General features: G+C 70.9%; 17 protein-coding genes. 11 read left to right on the plus strand and 6 right to left on the minus strand.

From position 1 onward, the window contains the following. Window positions 1-2 precede the first annotated feature (2 nt). The 5 genes from ABD357_RS04950 (at window position 3) to ABD357_RS04970 (ending at window position 4,944) form a co-directional block, all read left to right on the plus strand. Window positions 3-974, plus strand: a complete 972-nt coding sequence (locus tag ABD357_RS04950; protein ID WP_344387715.1) for a sigma-70 family RNA polymerase sigma factor — start codon at window positions 3-5, stop codon at window positions 972-974. Beyond that, entirely contained in the window at window positions 971-1,555 is a 585-nt protein-coding gene (locus ABD357_RS04955) for a TIGR03086 family metal-binding protein (RefSeq protein ID WP_344387717.1), read from the plus strand. Before ABD357_RS04950 ends, ABD357_RS04955 begins: the two co-directional genes overlap by 4 nt. A gap of 26 nt (window positions 1,556-1,581) precedes the next feature. Beyond that, window positions 1,582-3,024 (plus strand): MFS transporter, encoded by a 1,443-nt coding sequence (locus ABD357_RS04960; RefSeq protein ID WP_344387718.1) that lies wholly within the window; start codon window positions 1,582-1,584, stop codon window positions 3,022-3,024. Between the two features lie 121 nt (window positions 3,025-3,145). Continuing rightward, window positions 3,146-3,928: an NUDIX hydrolase gene (locus ABD357_RS04965; RefSeq protein WP_344387719.1), complete on the plus strand. Its 783-nt coding sequence runs from the start codon at window positions 3,146-3,148 to the stop codon at window positions 3,926-3,928. Beyond that, a complete protein-coding gene (locus tag ABD357_RS04970) occupies window positions 3,925-4,944 on the plus strand; it encodes an ADP-ribosylglycohydrolase family protein (protein ID WP_344387720.1) in 1,020 nt (339 codons plus the stop codon). The genes ABD357_RS04965 and ABD357_RS04970 overlap by 4 nt, the downstream gene beginning before the upstream one ends. Before the next feature lie 162 nt (window positions 4,945-5,106). Here ABD357_RS04970 and ABD357_RS04975 read toward each other — a convergent pair whose 3' ends face one another. The 4 genes from ABD357_RS04975 to ABD357_RS04990 all read right to left on the minus strand — a co-directional run bounded on the left by ABD357_RS04975 (window position 5,107) and on the right by ABD357_RS04990 (window position 7,567). Next, window positions 5,107-5,796, minus strand: coding sequence for a nucleotidyltransferase domain-containing protein (locus tag ABD357_RS04975; RefSeq protein ID WP_344387722.1), 690 nt, complete (start codon window positions 5,794-5,796; stop codon window positions 5,107-5,109). Window positions 5,797-5,818: 22 nt separating this feature from the next. Further along, window positions 5,819-6,256 (minus strand): Rieske (2Fe-2S) protein, encoded by a 438-nt coding sequence (locus ABD357_RS04980; RefSeq protein WP_344387723.1) that lies wholly within the window; start codon window positions 6,254-6,256, stop codon window positions 5,819-5,821. Next, complete coding sequence (locus ABD357_RS04985) at window positions 6,253-6,840, minus strand: DUF6529 family protein (RefSeq protein WP_344387725.1); 588 nt, start codon at window positions 6,838-6,840, stop codon at window positions 6,253-6,255. The genes ABD357_RS04980 and ABD357_RS04985 overlap by 4 nt, the downstream gene beginning before the upstream one ends. Before the next feature lie 67 nt (window positions 6,841-6,907). Beyond that, window positions 6,908-7,567, minus strand: a complete 660-nt coding sequence (locus tag ABD357_RS04990; protein WP_344387726.1) for a hypothetical protein — start codon at window positions 7,565-7,567, stop codon at window positions 6,908-6,910. 258 nt (window positions 7,568-7,825) lie between these two features. Between ABD357_RS04990 and aroH the strand changes: the two genes are divergently transcribed. The 5 genes from aroH to der all read left to right on the plus strand — a co-directional run bounded on the left by aroH (window position 7,826) and on the right by der (window position 12,307). Further along, window positions 7,826-8,188 (plus strand): chorismate mutase, encoded by a 363-nt coding sequence (gene aroH / locus ABD357_RS04995; protein WP_033324028.1) that lies wholly within the window; start codon window positions 7,826-7,828, stop codon window positions 8,186-8,188. After that, window positions 8,185-9,270: a prephenate dehydrogenase gene (locus ABD357_RS05000; protein WP_344387727.1), complete on the plus strand. Its 1,086-nt coding sequence runs from the start codon at window positions 8,185-8,187 to the stop codon at window positions 9,268-9,270. The genes aroH and ABD357_RS05000 overlap by 4 nt, the downstream gene beginning before the upstream one ends. A gap of 124 nt (window positions 9,271-9,394) precedes the next feature. Beyond that, window positions 9,395-10,090 carry a (d)CMP kinase gene (cmk, locus tag ABD357_RS05005; RefSeq protein WP_344387728.1) on the plus strand — a complete coding sequence of 232 codons (696 nt, stop codon included), beginning with the start codon at window positions 9,395-9,397 and terminating at the stop codon, window positions 10,088-10,090. Continuing rightward, a complete protein-coding gene (locus ABD357_RS05010) occupies window positions 10,048-10,761 on the plus strand; it encodes a lysophospholipid acyltransferase family protein (protein ID WP_344387729.1) in 714 nt (237 codons plus the stop codon). Before cmk ends, ABD357_RS05010 begins: the two co-directional genes overlap by 43 nt. A gap of 76 nt (window positions 10,762-10,837) precedes the next feature. After that, window positions 10,838-12,307, plus strand: coding sequence for a ribosome biogenesis GTPase Der (der, locus tag ABD357_RS05015; protein ID WP_344387730.1), 1,470 nt, complete (start codon window positions 10,838-10,840; stop codon window positions 12,305-12,307). A gap of 106 nt (window positions 12,308-12,413) precedes the next feature. On the opposite strand, the gene ABD357_RS05020 is transcribed toward der, so the two are convergent. Together ABD357_RS05020 and ABD357_RS05025 are read right to left on the minus strand one after the other, a co-directional pair. Beyond that, window positions 12,414-12,737 carry a hypothetical protein gene (locus tag ABD357_RS05020; RefSeq protein WP_344387731.1) on the minus strand — a complete coding sequence of 108 codons (324 nt, stop codon included), beginning with the start codon at window positions 12,735-12,737 and terminating at the stop codon, window positions 12,414-12,416. 154 nt (window positions 12,738-12,891) lie between these two features. Continuing rightward, a complete protein-coding gene (locus ABD357_RS05025) occupies window positions 12,892-13,686 on the minus strand; it encodes a hypothetical protein (RefSeq protein WP_344387732.1) in 795 nt (264 codons plus the stop codon). Window positions 13,687-14,225: 539 nt separating this feature from the next. Between ABD357_RS05025 and ABD357_RS05030 the strand changes: the two genes are divergently transcribed. After that, entirely contained in the window at window positions 14,226-14,846 is a 621-nt protein-coding gene (locus tag ABD357_RS05030; RefSeq protein ID WP_344387733.1) for a transglycosylase family protein, read from the plus strand. Window positions 14,847-14,904: the final 58 nt, after the last annotated feature.

Raw genomic sequence — 14,904 nt, forward strand, 5'->3', positions numbered from 1 at the left:
CCATGGCTGTGACGACGGATCGCGACGAGTTCGTACGGCTTACGGGGATGTACCGGCGCGAGCTGCTGGCGCACTGCTACCGGATGCTCGGGTCGGTCGACGACGCAGAGGATCTGGTGCAGGAGACGTATCTGCGGGCCTGGCGGTCGTACGACGGATACGAGGGCCGCGCCTCCTTGCGGACCTGGCTCTACCGGATCGCCACCAATACGTGTCTGACGGCGCTGGAGGGGCGCGAACGGCGTCCGCTGCCCACGGGGCTCGGCGGGCCGTCAGACGCGCCTGAGGAGCCGTTGAGCGCCCCTTCGACGGACATCCCGTGGCTTCAGCCGGTACCCGACACGCTCGTCGACCCGGCGACCGTCGTCGCGGCGCGCGGCAGTCTGCGGCTCGCGCTTGTCGCGGCGCTGCAGAATCTGCCCGCGCGGCAGCGGACCGTGCTCATCCTCAGGGACGTGCTGGCCTGGCGCGCGCACGAGGTGGCCGCCCTGCTCGGGACCACGACCGCGGCAGTGAAGAGCAGCCTCCAACGCGCGCGTGCCCGGCTCGACGAAGTGGCGCCGGACGAGGACCTGCTGGCGGAGCCGGACAGCACGGGCGACCGCGAGCTGCTCGACCGCTATGTGGCCGCCTTCGAGCACGCCGACATGGATGCGCTGCTCGGGCTGCTCCAGGAAGGCGTCGAGCTGGAGATGCCGCCCTACCTGGAGTGGTTCAGCGGGGGGAAGGACGTCATGCGGTTCCTGGAGGCGCTCGACCACAAGAAGGGACGTATGCGGATGATCCCCACGCGGGCGAACGGGCAGCCGGCCGTGGTGGCGTACAAGCGCGGTGCGGACGAGATGTACCGGGCGCACTCCGTGCAGGTGCTCACCGTCGAGGGGCCTGTCGAGGACCGGGAGATCACGCGGATCACCGTCTTCCTGGAACCGGGGCTGACCGGGCGCTTCGGGCTGCCGGAGGTGTTGTCATGAACTCCGGGGAGCTGCTGGAGCGTTCGCTCGCGTACGCGCTGGGGAGTGTCGCCGCCGTGGCACCCGGGAGTCTGGGCCGGGCCACGCCGTGTGCGCGGTGGGACCTGGGGGAGTTGCTCGGCCATCTCGACGACGCGCTCGACGCACTGCACGAGGGGCTGACGGGCGGGCGGATCGGTCTCTTCCCGGCGGCGGAGGGCCGCGCGGATCCCGCGTGCGACTTCCGGCGGCGTGCCTGTGCGCTGCTCGGTGCCTGGGTTGCCCTGCCAGGGGAGGAGCACTCGGTGGCCGTGGGCGACCGGCCGCTGGACGTCCGTGTGATGGCCGCCACCGGCGCTGTGGAGATCGCCGTCCACGGCTGGGACGTGGCGCAGGCCTGCGGGCGGCCGCGGCCGATTCCGTCCGCGCTCGCGGCCGAGTTGCTGTCCGTCGCGCGGTGTGTGGTCGCGGACGAGGACCGGGGAGTGCGTTTCGCCGAGCCGGTCGGCGTGCTGCCCCGGGCCGGCGCCTCCGACAGGCTCGTCGCGTTCCTCGGGCGCGATTCCTTTTCCGGGCGGGGCTGGTCTGCCTTCCGTGAGTGACTCTCACGGAAGGGCTTTTATCCCTCATGTCTGACATCGACTCTGACATCGACATCGCGGAAACTCTGCTCGCCCCCGCCCGCAAGGCACCGCCGTCCACCGCGCCTCCACGGCGCGTCTGGACGGTGGTCCTTGCCGGGCTGGGGGCGCTCCTGTGTGCGCTGGACGTGGTGGTCGTCGCCACCGCGCTGCCCGCGCTGCAGGCCGACTTCGGGGCGAGCCTGTCCCAGCTGGAGTGGACGATCAATGCGTACAACCTCGTCTTCGCCTGCCTGACCCTGACGGGCGCCGCGCTGGGCGACCGGTTCGGGCGGCGGCGGATGTACGTCGTCGGGCTCGCCGTCTTCACCCTGGCCTCCGCGTGGGCCGCGCTCGCCGGCGGCGCCGGTGAACTCATCGCCGCACGTGCCGTCCAGGGGGCGGGAGCGGCCGTACTGCTGCCTCTCACGCTGACCCTGATCAGCGAGGCGTTCCCGGCCGAGAAGCGGGGCGTGGCGATCGGACTGTGGGGTGGGGTGAGCGGACTCGGAGTGGCCGCCGGGCCGGTCCTTGGCGGGGCCGTCACGGATGGTCTGTCCTGGCAGTGGATCTTCTGGCTGAACGTGCCCCTGGGGCTCGTGATGCTTCCGCTCGCCGCGCGGAAGCTGCGCGAGAGCCACGGTCCGCGGCCCCAACTGGACATCGTGGGACTGGCGTTGGCGGCCGTGGGCCTGACCGGGCTCGCCTGGGCGCCGGTGCGGGCGCCGGAGGCGGGGTGGGGCAGCGCCGAGGTGCTGGTCGCCCTGGCCGTCGGGGTCGTGTTCGTGGCGGCCTTCCTCGGCTGGGAGCGGTCGGGGGCGCGGTACCCGATGCTGCCGCTCGCGCACTTTCGGCGGCGCGGCTTCTCCACCGCCAACGGTGCGGTCTTCCTGATGTTCATGTCGCTGCTCGGCGCGCTGTTCATGATCTCGCAGCTCTTCCAGGTCAGCCTGGGCAACTCCCCCTTGGAGGCGGGCCTGCGGATCCTGGTGTGGACCGGTACGCCGCTGCTCGTCGCGCCGGTCGCGGGCGCGCTCGCGGACCGGTTCGGGAACCGGCCCTTCATGCTGACGGGCCTTGTCCTCCAGGCGGTGGGGCTCGGGCTGATGGCCTGGCAGGTGGAGCCCGGGGTCGGCTACGACCGCCTGGTCGTGCCGCTGATCATCGCCGGAGTCGGCATCTCCATGGTCTTCCCCACCGTCGCGAACGCCGTGAGCTCGTCGGTGCCGCCCGCAGAGGTGGGCGTCGCGTCGGGCGTCAACAACGCGCTGCGCGAGCTGGGCGGGGTCTTCGGAGTCGCCGTGGCCGCGGCCGTGTTCGTCCGGTACGGAGGCTATGACTCGGCGGAGAGCTTCATCGACGGATGCGCCCCCGCGCTGTGGGTCTCGGCGGCGGTCTCGGCCGCCGGGGCGGTGGTGGCGTCGTTCGCGCCGTCCAAGCAGGGGATTTGACGTCCAGGGACGGGAGGTCGTCCAAGGGCGGGAGTTGACGTCCAGGGACGGGAGTTGAGGGGTTGCCACAGCCTCGCCCACCTCTTTATAGTCTTAGTGACTATTAAGGAGGTGGGCGGGCGTGACACCAGCAACGGGCACCGCACCCGAGGGCTACGACAAGCACGCCTTCGAGCCCTTCGCCGTCACCGTCGACCTCGCGGTGTTCACGATCCGGTCGGCCGTACTCCAGGTGCTGCTGATCGAGCGCGGGCAGGAGCCGTACGCGGGCCGCTGGGCACTGCCCGGCGGTTTCGTCCTGCCCGACGAGTCCGCGGAGACGGCCGCCCGGCGCGAACTCGCCGAGGAGACCGGCCTGTCGGACGTCCCCGGGCTGCATCTGGAGCAGCTGCGGACATACAGCGAACCGGACCGCGATCCCCGGATGCGGGTCGTCTCCGTCGCGTACACGGCGCTGCTGCCCGACGCTCCCGCAGACTCCGTCCGAGGGGACCCCCACCTCGCTTCGCTCGAGCCGCACGGCGGCGGAGACGCGGTCCGCGCCCAGTGGCTGCCGTACGACGGGCTCGGGCCGCTCGCCTTCGACCACGACCGGATCCTCGCCGACGCCCGCGAACGGGTCGGCGCCAAGCTCGAGTACACCTGTCTCGCCACGGCCTTCTGCACGCCCGAGTTCACGCTCGGGGAGCTTCAGCAGGTCTACGAGACGGTGTGGGGAACGGTCCTGGACCGGCCCAACTTCCGGCGCAAGGTCCTCGCCACGCCCGGCTTCGTCGAACCGATCCCCGGCGCGGCGCGCCTGACCGGCGGGCGGGGCAAGCCGGCGGCGCTGTACCGAGCGGGTACGGCCGTCACCCTCCACCCACCTCTGCTCCGACCGTCCCGGGAAGGACGCCCCGTATGACCACCACCGTGAGGAAGCAAGCCGCCACCGGAGCGCTCAACGGTCTCGCGCTCGGGGACGCGCTCGGCTACCCGACCGAGTTCCGCGACGTGCCGTCGATCCTCGCCAAGTACGGGCCTTGGCGGGAGATGGAGCTGCCGACGCCGGCGCTCGTCACCGATGACACGCAGATGACCCTGGCGTTGGGGCGAGGGCTGCGGGCGGTCATGGACCGCGGGGTGCTCGAACCCGAGGCGATGGCCGAGGCCGTACGCGAGGAGTTCATCGCCTGGAACCGCTCTCCGGACAACAACCGCGCCCCGGGCAACACCTGCCTCAGGGCCTGCGGTCTGCTGGAGCGCCCGGACCGGCCCTGGCAGGACGCCAGCCAGATCCACTCCAAGGGCTGCGGCGCCAACATGCGCGTCGCCCCCATCGGGCTGATCCCCGGCCTGAGCGACGAACAGCGCGCCGGGGCCGCCCAGTTGCAGGCCGCGCTCACACACGGCCACCCCACGGCGCTGGCCGCGTCCGACCTGACCGCGCACGCGGTACGGCTGCTCGCGCAGGGCACCGAGCCGACCGGCCTCGTCGGCCTGCTGCGCTCGTACGCGTACGAGAACCGCAGCCGCTACCACGACCACTGGCTCGGCGACCTGTGGACGCGCAGCCAGGACCCGACGCCCACGCACTTCATCGAGCGGGGCTGGGACGAGTGCGTGGAGATCCTGGACCGGTTGCAGAAAGCCGTGCGCTCACACTCACCCGAGACGGACCCGTGCCTGGCCACCGGCGAGGGCTGGATCGCGGAAGAAGCCCTCGCCACCGGCCTGCTCTGCTTCCTGCTCTTCCTCGACGAACCGCTCACGGCGCTGCGCCGGGCGGCCTGCACCTCGGGCGACTCCGACTCGATCGCCTGCCTGGCGGGCGCGTTCGCCGGGGCGTACATCGGTGCCGACGCATGGCCCACGGAGTGGGCCGACAGGATCGAGTACCGGGGTGATCTCATGGCCCTGGGAGCGCTCTGGGATTCTTGAGCCGCTTGCCTCCGGCGGTTGGGCGCGGGCACCTACCGGGAGGGTGGGTTCGGTTCATGGGCGACTGCGGGTGCGTTGTGGCTGGTCGCGCAGTTCCCCGCGCCCCTAAAGGGCGCGTCCCTGGAGCCGTCAGCACCCACGTGCCCGCACCAAGTCACGAACTCAAATGTGCTGGACGGCTGATGCAAGGCGGGTCCGGATCAGGAAGTCCTCGATCCTGGCGCGGTCCGGCTCGGGCGGGAGTGGGGTGCGGGCGGCTGCCTCGTCCGCTTCCGTGGCGAGGCGGGTCATGCGGGACTCGATGGCCGGCCAGGGGACCTCGCCGCGTTTCACCGCGAGCAGGGGTTCCCGCTGGTGGCCGACGTCGAGAGTGAGGGTGCCCGTGCGGAGCAGGTCGCGGCAGCTCGTCAGGAGGCGCAGCAGGTGCATGGCGTGCTTCCAGCGGGGTGCGCCGTGGGTGCGGACGTCCGCTTCCAGCTTTTTGCGCTGGCCCAGTGCGTAGCGCGCGAAGGTGTTGTGAGCCTGGCGGGAGAGGAACGCTTCGCGCAGGGCGAGGAGTTCGCGGCCCGTGTCGTCCGCGTAGGTGACGAGCGGGGAGTGCAGGCACTCCAGGATGTTCGGGTTGGCGCGCAGGGCCAGTGCGCAGAAGCGCTCCAGTTCCCAGCTGAACTGCTCGTCCGCGGGGCCGTCGGTGTGCGTCGGCGGCTTCTCGAAGCGCCAGAAGTGCGGGGTGGGGGCCAGGAAGACGCCCCGGAGGTCGGTGTCACTCGTGTCCGTGGCCAGACCGAAGGCACGGGAGCCCATGACGCAGGAGTAGATCGTGTGATCGCGGACCAGCTCCTCGGGGCTCATGCGGACGAGCCTAGGGGCCCGTTCACGCCAGGCGGATCGAATTTCCCGTGACCGCGATCTTCTCCTCGGGGAGTGGCCTCGTCGCGGGGCCGTCCGCCACCGAGGCGTCGGCGACGCGGAACTTGCTGCCGTGGCAGGTGCAGTTGATGGTGCCGTCCGAGACGTTGGCGACCGTGCAGCGCTGATGGGTGCAGATGGCCGAGAAGGCCTTGAACTCGCCCTGTTCGGGCTGGGTGACGACTACCTGTTCGTCCTTGAAGATCTTGCCGCCGCCGACCGGGATGTCGGTGGTCTTGGCCAGTTCCTCGCCGGCCGGGGACTCGCCGGACGTCGGCTCCTCCTGAGGCGGCGACTCCGCCTCGCCTCCGCCGTTCCCGTACTCGCTGCACCCCACGAGCAGGGCAGCCGCGCCTGCCGCGCCCGCCGCGAGAACCGTGCGACGCGTCGCGCTGATCGTCATGTGGTCACTCCGAAGGTGCGGAAGAACCAGAGGGCGGAGGTCAGCCAGACCACCGTGAGCACGGCGAAGACGAGCCCGCCGACGATGGGCAGCAGCCAACCGGGCAGTCGCTCCGAGCGAAGGAGCAGCATCTTGGCGCTGAAGGCACCGAAGAAGAAGCAGCCCAGGACCGAATGCCACAATACGCGCGGTTCATATGTTTGGTAGCCCAATGCGTACAAGCAGTGCACAGCGACCGGCACCGCGACCAGGAACGCGACCCGCCCCGACCAGCGGTGCAGCACCCCTGCCCAGCTCGGTCCCGGCAGCTTCCCGTACACCATGAGCGCCGAGACGAGCTGGACGACCGCGAAGCCCATCGCCGCCGTGGCCAGCCAGGACTTGACGGCGCCCGTGCTGCTGAACCCGGCCAGGTTGAAGGCCGTGCCGGCCGGGTCGTGCACCTTGCCGTAGGCGCCGAGGGCGAGGGCGACCGCCCCGGCGACCAGGGCCGGGACGAGGTAGCCGACGGCCTGCGGGCGGCGACCGCGGGCCGGTTCGGGCGAGGGGAAGTCCTGGGTGGCGGCGTTCGGGTCGACGGTCATGGTCGGCTCCCTGCGGTCAGGGCTGAGGCCAGGGCTGAACGGAGGACTACGGCTGCACAGGGCAGGACTACGGCTGCACGGGGCGCGCGGTGAGCTGCTGTCCGTCGACCGTCACGGCGCCGGTCTCGGGGTCGATACGGGGCGCGGCCGAGGGGGTGCCGTCACGCTTGACGATGCCGACCTGCTGACCGTCCGGCAGCACGATCCAGCCGCCGTCGATCTCGGCACCGCGTACGGACTCGGTGGCCCGGTACAGCCCCGAGGGCTTGAGCGCCTTGTCTGCGGTGAACCCGTACTCCTGCTGACCCATGTCCACCGTGCCGCTGATCCGGCTGCCCTTCAGCTCGCCGTTCAGCACGCCGCCCTGCCGGCTGGTGAGGCGCATGGTGCCGTCGGCCTTGACGTCGCCCTTCAGCCAGGACTCCTGGTCCCGGCCGTCGCAGAAGTACGCGATCGCCCTGCCGTCGCGCAGGGAGACCGCGACCGCGGAGGAGTCGTCGTCCGTGCGGCCCGCGTAGTCGGCGTTGCCCGGTGCGCTCGGCGACGGGCTCGGTGGGGCGGTCGTCTTCGTCGGGTCCGGCGCCGGGCTGGGCGACACCTTCGTGGCGGGCTTCTCGCCCCCAGCCGATGAGGTGGTGCTCGTCCCTGTCGTCGCGTTGAGCGACAGCATCAACAGGGCCAGCAGGAGTCCCCCGAGAAGCGTGAAAAGTGGTCCGGAGCGCTTCATTTGTGCCTCCCCCGAGGCGTCGCGGACAGCATCCCCATGCAAGCGGAAGCGCGGGGGCGGCGTCCAGAGGCGGACCCAGACGGTTTCACTCCGAGTGGCGGGAACGTACGGTTCCGTAACAATGGCAGGGGCTTGGGCCGGGCCCCCGACAAGGGGATCGCCCCTCGTCTCGGCAGGCGGGCGCCGCGTACTCGCGTACTGCGGGCTGACTACGCTGGATGTGCAGAGCCAATACGTACATCAGCGAGGAGCGACACCGTGGCGGTACGAGCGGTCCGCGGCGCCGTCCAACTGGAGCGGGACGAAGCCGGGCACATGGACGAGCAGGTCAGTGAGCTGCTCACCGCCATCCTGGAGCGGAACTCCCTGACCACCGAGGACCTCATCAGCATCTGGTTCACGGCGACGCCCGATCTGCACAGCGACTTTCCGGCAGCCGCCGCGCGCAAGCTCGGCATCGTCGACGTACCGCTGATCTGCGCGCAGGAGCTGGACATCGAGGGCGCCATGCCCCGGGTCGTACGCGTCCTCGCGCACATCGAATCCGATCTGCCGCGCTCCGACATCGCACATGTCTACCTCGGCGCCGCGGCAGCGCTCCGCAAGGACATCGCCCAGTGAGGACCGCACTCGTCATCGGTACGGGGCTCATCGGCACGTCGGCGGCGCTGGCCCTGGTGGGGCGTGGCGTCGTCGTGCACCTCGCCGACCACGACCCGGAGCAGGCCCGTACGGCCGCCGCGCTCGGCGCCGGCACGGACGAGGAGCCCGCGGGCCCCGTCGACCTCGCGATCGTCGCGGCGCCGCCCGCACACGTGGCCGCGACGCTCGCCGACGCGATGCGGCGCGGGGTCGCGCGCGGCTATCTGGACGTGGCCAGCGTCAAGGGCGGGCCGCGTCGTGAGCTGGAGTCACTGGGTCTCGACCTCTCCGCGTACATCGGTTCGCATCCCATGTCGGGCCGTGAGAAGTCGGGTCCCCTGGCCGCGACCGGGGAGCTCTTCGAGGGCCGCCCCTGGGTGCTGACGCCGACCCGGGACACCGACACCGAAGTGCTCAACCTGGCGCTGGAGTTGGTGTCGCACTGCCGGGCCGTGCCGGTTGTGATGGACGCCGACGCCCACGACCGCGCGGTCGCCCTGGTCTCCCACATGCCTCACCTGGTGTCCAGCATGGTCGCCGCGCGCCTGGAGAACGCCGAGGAGGCGGCCGTACGCCTCTGTGGCCAGGGCATCCGTGACGTCACGCGGATCGCGGCCTCCGACCCCCGGATGTGGATCGACATCCTGTCCGCGAACCCCGGGCCGGTGGCCGACCTCCTCGCGGACGTCTCCGCCGACCTGGACGAAACGGTGCAGGCCCTGCGCGCCCTCCAGTCCTCCGACGAGGCCAAGCGCCGCGAGGGCGCCACCGGCATCGAGGACGTCCTGCGCCGCGGCAACGCCGGCCAGATCCGAGTTCCCGGCAAACACGGCGCCGCCCCCACGGTGTACGAGAGCGTCGTCGTCCTCATCAACGACCAGCCGGGCCAACTGGCCCGCATCTTCGCGGACGCGGGCGCCGCGGGCGTCAACATCGAGGACGTACGGATCGAGCACGCGACCGGGCAACAGGCGGGTCTGGTGGAGCTGATGGTGAAGCCGGTGGTGGCGCCCGTGCTGACGGCTGCGCTGCGGGAGCGGGGTTGGGCGATCCGGCAGTAGGGTCCGGCGGCGAGGATGCAGCCGGAGGCCAGTAATACCGGGGTCGGGGAGACAGTAACCTTGTGCGGGGCGCGATCGTGCCCGTACCAGTTCACCACCCCGTATCAGGAAGGTGCCCGCACCCGTGGAAACCAGCGCCGCCCGGACCGCACAGGCAGTGATCGTCGCCATTGACGGCCCCTCCGGCACGGGCAAGTCGAGCACCTCGAAGGCCGTCGCGGCCCAGCTCGGTCTGAGCTACCTCGACACCGGTGCCCAGTACCGGGCGATCACGTGGTGGATGGTGAACAACGGCATAGACATCAGCGACCCCACCGCGATCGCGGCCGTGGCCGCGAAGCCCGAGATCGTGTCCGGCACGGACCCGTCTGCGCCGACCATCACGGTGGACGGCACGGACGTCTCGGGCCCGATCCGCACCCAGGAGGTCACCTCCAAGGTGAGCGCGGTCAGTGCCGTGCCCGAGGTGCGCGCCCGGATCACCGAGCTGCAGCGTTCGGTCGCCGCGGCAGCCGAGCGGGGCATCGTCGTCGAGGGCCGGGACATCGGGACCACAGTGCTGCCCGACGCGGACCTGAAGATCTTCCTCACCGCGTCCCCGGAAGCCCGCGCCGCCCGTCGCAGCGGTGAGCTGAGGGGCGCCGACCTCCACACGACCCGCGAGGCCCTGCTGAAGCGGGACGCGGCCGACTCCAGCCGTAAGACCTCGCCGCTCGCCAAGGCGGACGACGCGGTCGAGGTGGACACCTCCGACCTCACGCTCCAGCAGGTCATCGAGTGTGTCGTCACCCTCGTCGAGGAGAAGCGGGCAGCGAAGTGACCCCTCCGTCCGAGAAGGGTGCCGAGGTCGGGCGGCGCATCGGCGTCGGCCTGATGTACGGGCTGTGGAAGCCGCGCGTGCTCGGCGCCTGGAAGGTCCCCGCGACCGGCCCGGTGATCCTCGCCGTCAACCACTCCCACAACATCGACGGTCCGATGGTCATCGGCGTGGCGCCCCGGCCGTCGCACTTCCTGGTCAAGAAGGAGGCGTTCGTCGGCCCGCTCGGCCCCTTCATGCACGCCGTCGGCCAGCTGAAGGTGGACCGCTCGATCGCCGACCGCACGGCCATCACCCAGGCCCTCGGCGTCCTGGAGAACGGCGGCGTCCTCGGTATCTTCCCCGAGGGCACCCGCGGCGAGGGGAACTTCGCCTCGCTGCGCGCGGGGCTCGCCTACTTCGCCGTGCGCAGCGGAGCGCCGGTCGTTCCGGTCGCCGTCCTGGGAAGTACGGAGCGGCGCGGACGGTTGATAAAGGGGCTGCCTCCACTGCGCAGTCGGGTCGACGTCGTCTTCGGGGATCCCTTCCAAGCGGGCGACGGCAGCGGACGGCGTACGCGCAAGGCGCTCGACGAGGCGACCGGGCGCATCCAGAAGCAGCTCGCCGCCCACCTGGAAGATGCCAGGCGCCTCACCGGACGCCTGGAAAACGCCCGGCGTCTCCCCACGCACTAGGCGACACTTGAGTAGTGGATCACCCGGAATCAGGGGTTCCACCGATCACCACGATGAACGACGAGGTACGGACTTCATGAACGACCACATCCAGCCCGACGGCTCGGAGCACGAGCACGGGGCACTTGGCGATGCCGAGTACGCGGAGTTCATGGAGCTCGCCGCGGAAGAGGGCTTCGACGTCGAGGACGTCGAGGGCGCGATCGAGGCCGCCGGACACGGCCCGCTCCCGGTGCTCGCCATCATCGGCCGCCCGAATGTCGGCAAGTCGACCCTGGTGAACCGCATCATCGGCCGCCGCGAGGCCGTCGTCGAGGACAAGCCCGGTGTCACCCGCGACCGCGTCACCTACGAGGCCGAATGGGCGGGCCGCCGCTTCAAGGTCGTCGACACCGGCGGCTGGGAGCAGGACGTCCTCGGCATCGACGCGTCCGTGGCCGCGCAGGCCGAGTACGCGATCGACGCGGCCGACGCGGTCGTCTTCGTCGTGGACGCCAAGGTCGGCGCGACCGACACCGACGAGGCGGTCGTCCGCCTGCTGCGCAAGGCGGGCAAGCCCGTCGTGCTGTGCGCCAACAAGGTCGACGGCCCGAGCGGCGAGGCCGACGCGGCGTACCTGTGGTCCCTCGGCCTCGGCGAGCCGCACCCCGTCTCCGCTCTGCACGGCCGCGGCACCGGCGACATGCTGGACGCAGTACTGGAGGCGCTGCCGGACGCCCCGGCGCAGACCTTCGGCGGCGGCGTCGGCGGACCTCGCCGTATCGCCCTCATCGGCCGCCCGAATGTCGGCAAGTCGTCCTTGCTCAACAAGGTGGCGAACGAGGAGCGCGTGGTCGTCGACGAGGTCGCGGGCACCACCCGTGACCCGGTCGACGAGCTCATCGAACTCGGCGGAATCACCTGGAAGTTCGTGGACACGGCGGGCATCCGCAAGCGCGTCCACCTCCAGCAGGGCGCCGACTACTATGCCTCGCTGCGCACGGCAGCCGCCGTGGAGAAGGCGGAGGTCGCGGTGATCCTCATCGACGCCTCCGAGTCCATCTCCGTCCAGGACCAGCGCATCGTGACGATGGCCGTGGAGGCGGGCCGCGCGATCGTCGTCGCCTTCAACAAGTGGGACACCCTCGACGAGGAGCGCCGCTACTACCTGGAGCGGGAGATCGAGACCGAGCTCGGCCAGGTGGCGTGGGCGCCGCGCGTGAACGTCTCGGCGCTCACGGGCCGCCACATGGAGAAGCTGGTCCCGGCCATCGAGACGGCGCTGGCGGGCTGGGAGACCCGGGTCCCGACGGGCCGGCTGAACGCCTTCCTCGGTGAGCTGGTCGCCTCGCATCCGCACCCGATCCGGGGTGGCAAGCAACCGCGGATCCTGTTCGGTACGCAGGCGGGCACGAAGCCGCCGCGGTTCGTGCTCTTCGCGTCCGGCTTCATCGAGCACGGCTACCGGCGCTTCGTGGAGCGCCGCCTGCGTGAGCAGTTCGGCTTCGAGGGGACGCCGATCCACATCTCCGTACGGGTTCGCGAGAAGCGCGGCAAGAAGAAGTAACGGGCGCCTGGGGCGAGTTGAGTGCGTTGAAAGGGCCCCCTGCTGGTGCAGGGGGCCCTTTCCGTGCGTACGAGATGTAGATGTCCCGTATGTGCGAACAGCCGCGTCAGCGTTCCTTACGGGGCCAGGGTGGCAGCGCCGGAATCAGCCCCGAGGCGTGCTGCCGCGCGACCGGCTGCCAGACGCCGGTGGTGCTGCGGCCGCGCGAGGCCGGGCGTCCACTCGCGTTCTGCACGGTACCGAAGGCGGTGAAGCCCAGCTCCTCCTCGCCGCTGCGATCGCCCGGCAGGGCACGGAAGGACCGGCGGAACTCCGCGTAGAGCGCGTCGTAGATCGGCGTGGCCGACTGACCGGAGGAGTCCTGCGCCGGCCGCATGGCCGGGATCGGTGACGTGTACGGCAGGCGGCGAGGGGAGTCGTAGGTGTGCACGTACGTGCCAACGACCCCGAAGCCCAACGGATGCGGGAGCGCTCCGCTGGTTAGGCGGTTCGAAAGCTGCGGGTTCGTTGTGGCTGGTCGCGCCCCCATCGCGGCGGAGCGGCAAATTGATACAGCCCCGCGCCCCTGATAGGGGCGCGTACGCTCACGTCCCTGCGAGCGGCATCGCGCAAGCCACCAGCTTGCCGTTGGCCGCCGCCTTGTCGAGGGCCTCGCGGAGCAGGTCCTCGCGGGGCTGGCGGCCGATCGAGCCGACCGGCGCCGCGAACAGCAGCACCTGCTGGTGCTTGTTGGCGGCCTGCCGCCAGCTGTCGGTGACCTGGAGCGGCTGGTGGGCCTGCCACCAGGCGACGGGCGAGCCGCCACCGGTTCCGGGCTGCAGGACCGCGTGCAGCTGACCCATGGCGAGCAGCACGGACCAGCCGTGCAGCACGGGCGGCACCTCGGTCAGCTGGGACAGCGGCATGAAGCCCTGCTCGATGAGGAGCGGCAGGAAGTCGTCACCGCCGCCTCCCGTCGTGCCGGGGCGCGCGATGGGCCCGGTCGGTTCGACCACGAGCGCGGGGTGCAACTCGCCGCCGAGCAGGACGAGTCCGCTGGTGACACCGAGGACGGCCTGCTCGGGCAGGGCCTCCGAGGGGCGCTCGTGCCCGGCGGCCGAGTCCTGTCCGGTGATCGAGCGGACGGCCCCCTGCAGCTGCTCCTCCGTGACCTGGACGACCTGCGAGGGCAGACAGGTGGCGTGGGCGAAGGCGAGCACGGCGGTCTCATCGCCGATGAACAGGACGGTGCTGGTGCGCTCCTGTTCCGAGTCGCCCGGAGTGCGGCAGGACGTGCAGTCGTAACTGCCGGGGGCGTTCTCTCCGGCGAGCAGCCGGTCGGCTTCTTCGTCGCCGATCTCGGCGCGTACGTCGTCGCTGACGTCGAGCATGCGCGGCACGGGTGGCTCCTCGGGATGCGGTGCGTGGCGTCGCCGGGCGGCTCCCGGCTCATGAAGCGGGAGGGTTCCCGGTTCATGAAGAAGACAACGGGCGATCTGTGGCCGGAGTCACGCCCTGAAGCGAACGGAATCGAACCATCCTGCGCGCACCGTGAATCCGGCTGCGGAATCTGCTACTCCACGCCAACTTCTCGGATGTCCAAGGAAGTTGATCCGGTGAGGTGAGTCACAGATCACCGGCATGCCAGGTCGACAAATCCGGATATCAGCGAATGAAGTGGGTGGCTGGAATTCGCCGATACTGCTGGTAACGGCGAACTGGCCTGGAATGACAAGGATTTGGTTGATATCGGGCCGCGCAGCTCCATAGATTCCTCGGCCGTGTGCAACGAGCACCGCTCGGGTACGTCCGCCGGCCGCACCACAGCCAGCTCGATGCACCACCGTCGGCGGACGGGGCGGAGCGGAGCGACCGCGGCCGAAGAGCGGCGAGTTCCGTCCCGCCTTGGGGGACCCCGAGTCCTTCGAGAGGGAAATACATGTCCGATTGTGCCGACAACACTCGCAAGGTACGTACGACCGCGGTCTTCGCCGGGGCGGCACTGCTCGCCCCGCTCGGACTGCTGGCCGCGAACGGCAACGCCGCAGCGGCGGACAGCGGAGTGTGGGACCGCATCGCCCAGTGCGAGAGCGGCGGCAAGTGGCACATCAACACCGGTAACGGCTACTACGGAGGACTCCAGTTCTCCGCGGCCACCTGGCGCGCGTACGGCGGCACGGCCTACGCGTCGACCGCCGACAAGGCCTCCAAGGCGCAGCAGATCGCTGTGGCCACCAAGGTGCAGCGCGCGCAGGGATGGGGCGCCTGGCCCACCTGCTCCTCGCGTGCCGGTGCGTCCGGCAGCGCGCCCGCGGCGTCCACGCCCAGCACCAAGGCCGCCCCGTCCAAGCCCGCGAAGCCGTCGAAGGCGCCGGCCCGCTCGACGAGCCACACCGGCCGCGACGCGTCCCGCGGCGACTACACCGTCCGTGCAGGCGACACGCTGAGCGCCATCGCCGCGCGGCACGGCACCACATGGGAGCGGATCTACGCCGCCAACAAGGCCGCCATCGGCGCCGATCCCCACATGATCGTCCCCGGTCAGCGGCTCGACCTCTGAGCCCTTACTCCCCCTGCCCTCGGGTACGAGGGAGCTTCTGGGCCCCATCCGGTCCTCC

Source organism: Streptomyces vastus (assembly GCF_039532825.1).
Classification (GTDB): domain Bacteria; phylum Actinomycetota; class Actinomycetes; order Streptomycetales; family Streptomycetaceae; genus Streptomyces; species Streptomyces vastus.

Coding starts and splice junctions, on each gene's coding strand:
- ABD357_RS04950 (WP_344387715.1), top strand. CDS start 3: ATGGCTGTGACGACGGATCGCGACGAGTTCGTACGGCTTACGGGGATG.
- ABD357_RS04955 (WP_344387717.1), top strand. CDS start 971: ATGAACTCCGGGGAGCTGCTGGAGCGTTCGCTCGCGTACGCGCTGGGG.
- ABD357_RS04960 (WP_344387718.1), top strand. CDS start 1,582: ATGTCTGACATCGACTCTGACATCGACATCGCGGAAACTCTGCTCGCC.
- ABD357_RS04970 (WP_344387720.1), top strand. CDS start 3,925: ATGACCACCACCGTGAGGAAGCAAGCCGCCACCGGAGCGCTCAACGGT.
- ABD357_RS04975 (WP_344387722.1), bottom strand. CDS start 5,796: ATGAGCCCCGAGGAGCTGGTCCGCGATCACACGATCTACTCCTGCGTC.
- ABD357_RS04980 (WP_344387723.1), bottom strand. CDS start 6,256: ATGACGATCAGCGCGACGCGTCGCACGGTTCTCGCGGCGGGCGCGGCA.
- ABD357_RS04985 (WP_344387725.1), bottom strand. CDS start 6,840: ATGACCGTCGACCCGAACGCCGCCACCCAGGACTTCCCCTCGCCCGAA.
- ABD357_RS04990 (WP_344387726.1), bottom strand. CDS start 7,567: ATGAAGCGCTCCGGACCACTTTTCACGCTTCTCGGGGGACTCCTGCTG.
- der (WP_344387730.1), top strand. CDS start 10,838: ATGAACGACCACATCCAGCCCGACGGCTCGGAGCACGAGCACGGGGCA.
- ABD357_RS05030 (WP_344387733.1), top strand. CDS start 14,226: ATGTCCGATTGTGCCGACAACACTCGCAAGGTACGTACGACCGCGGTC.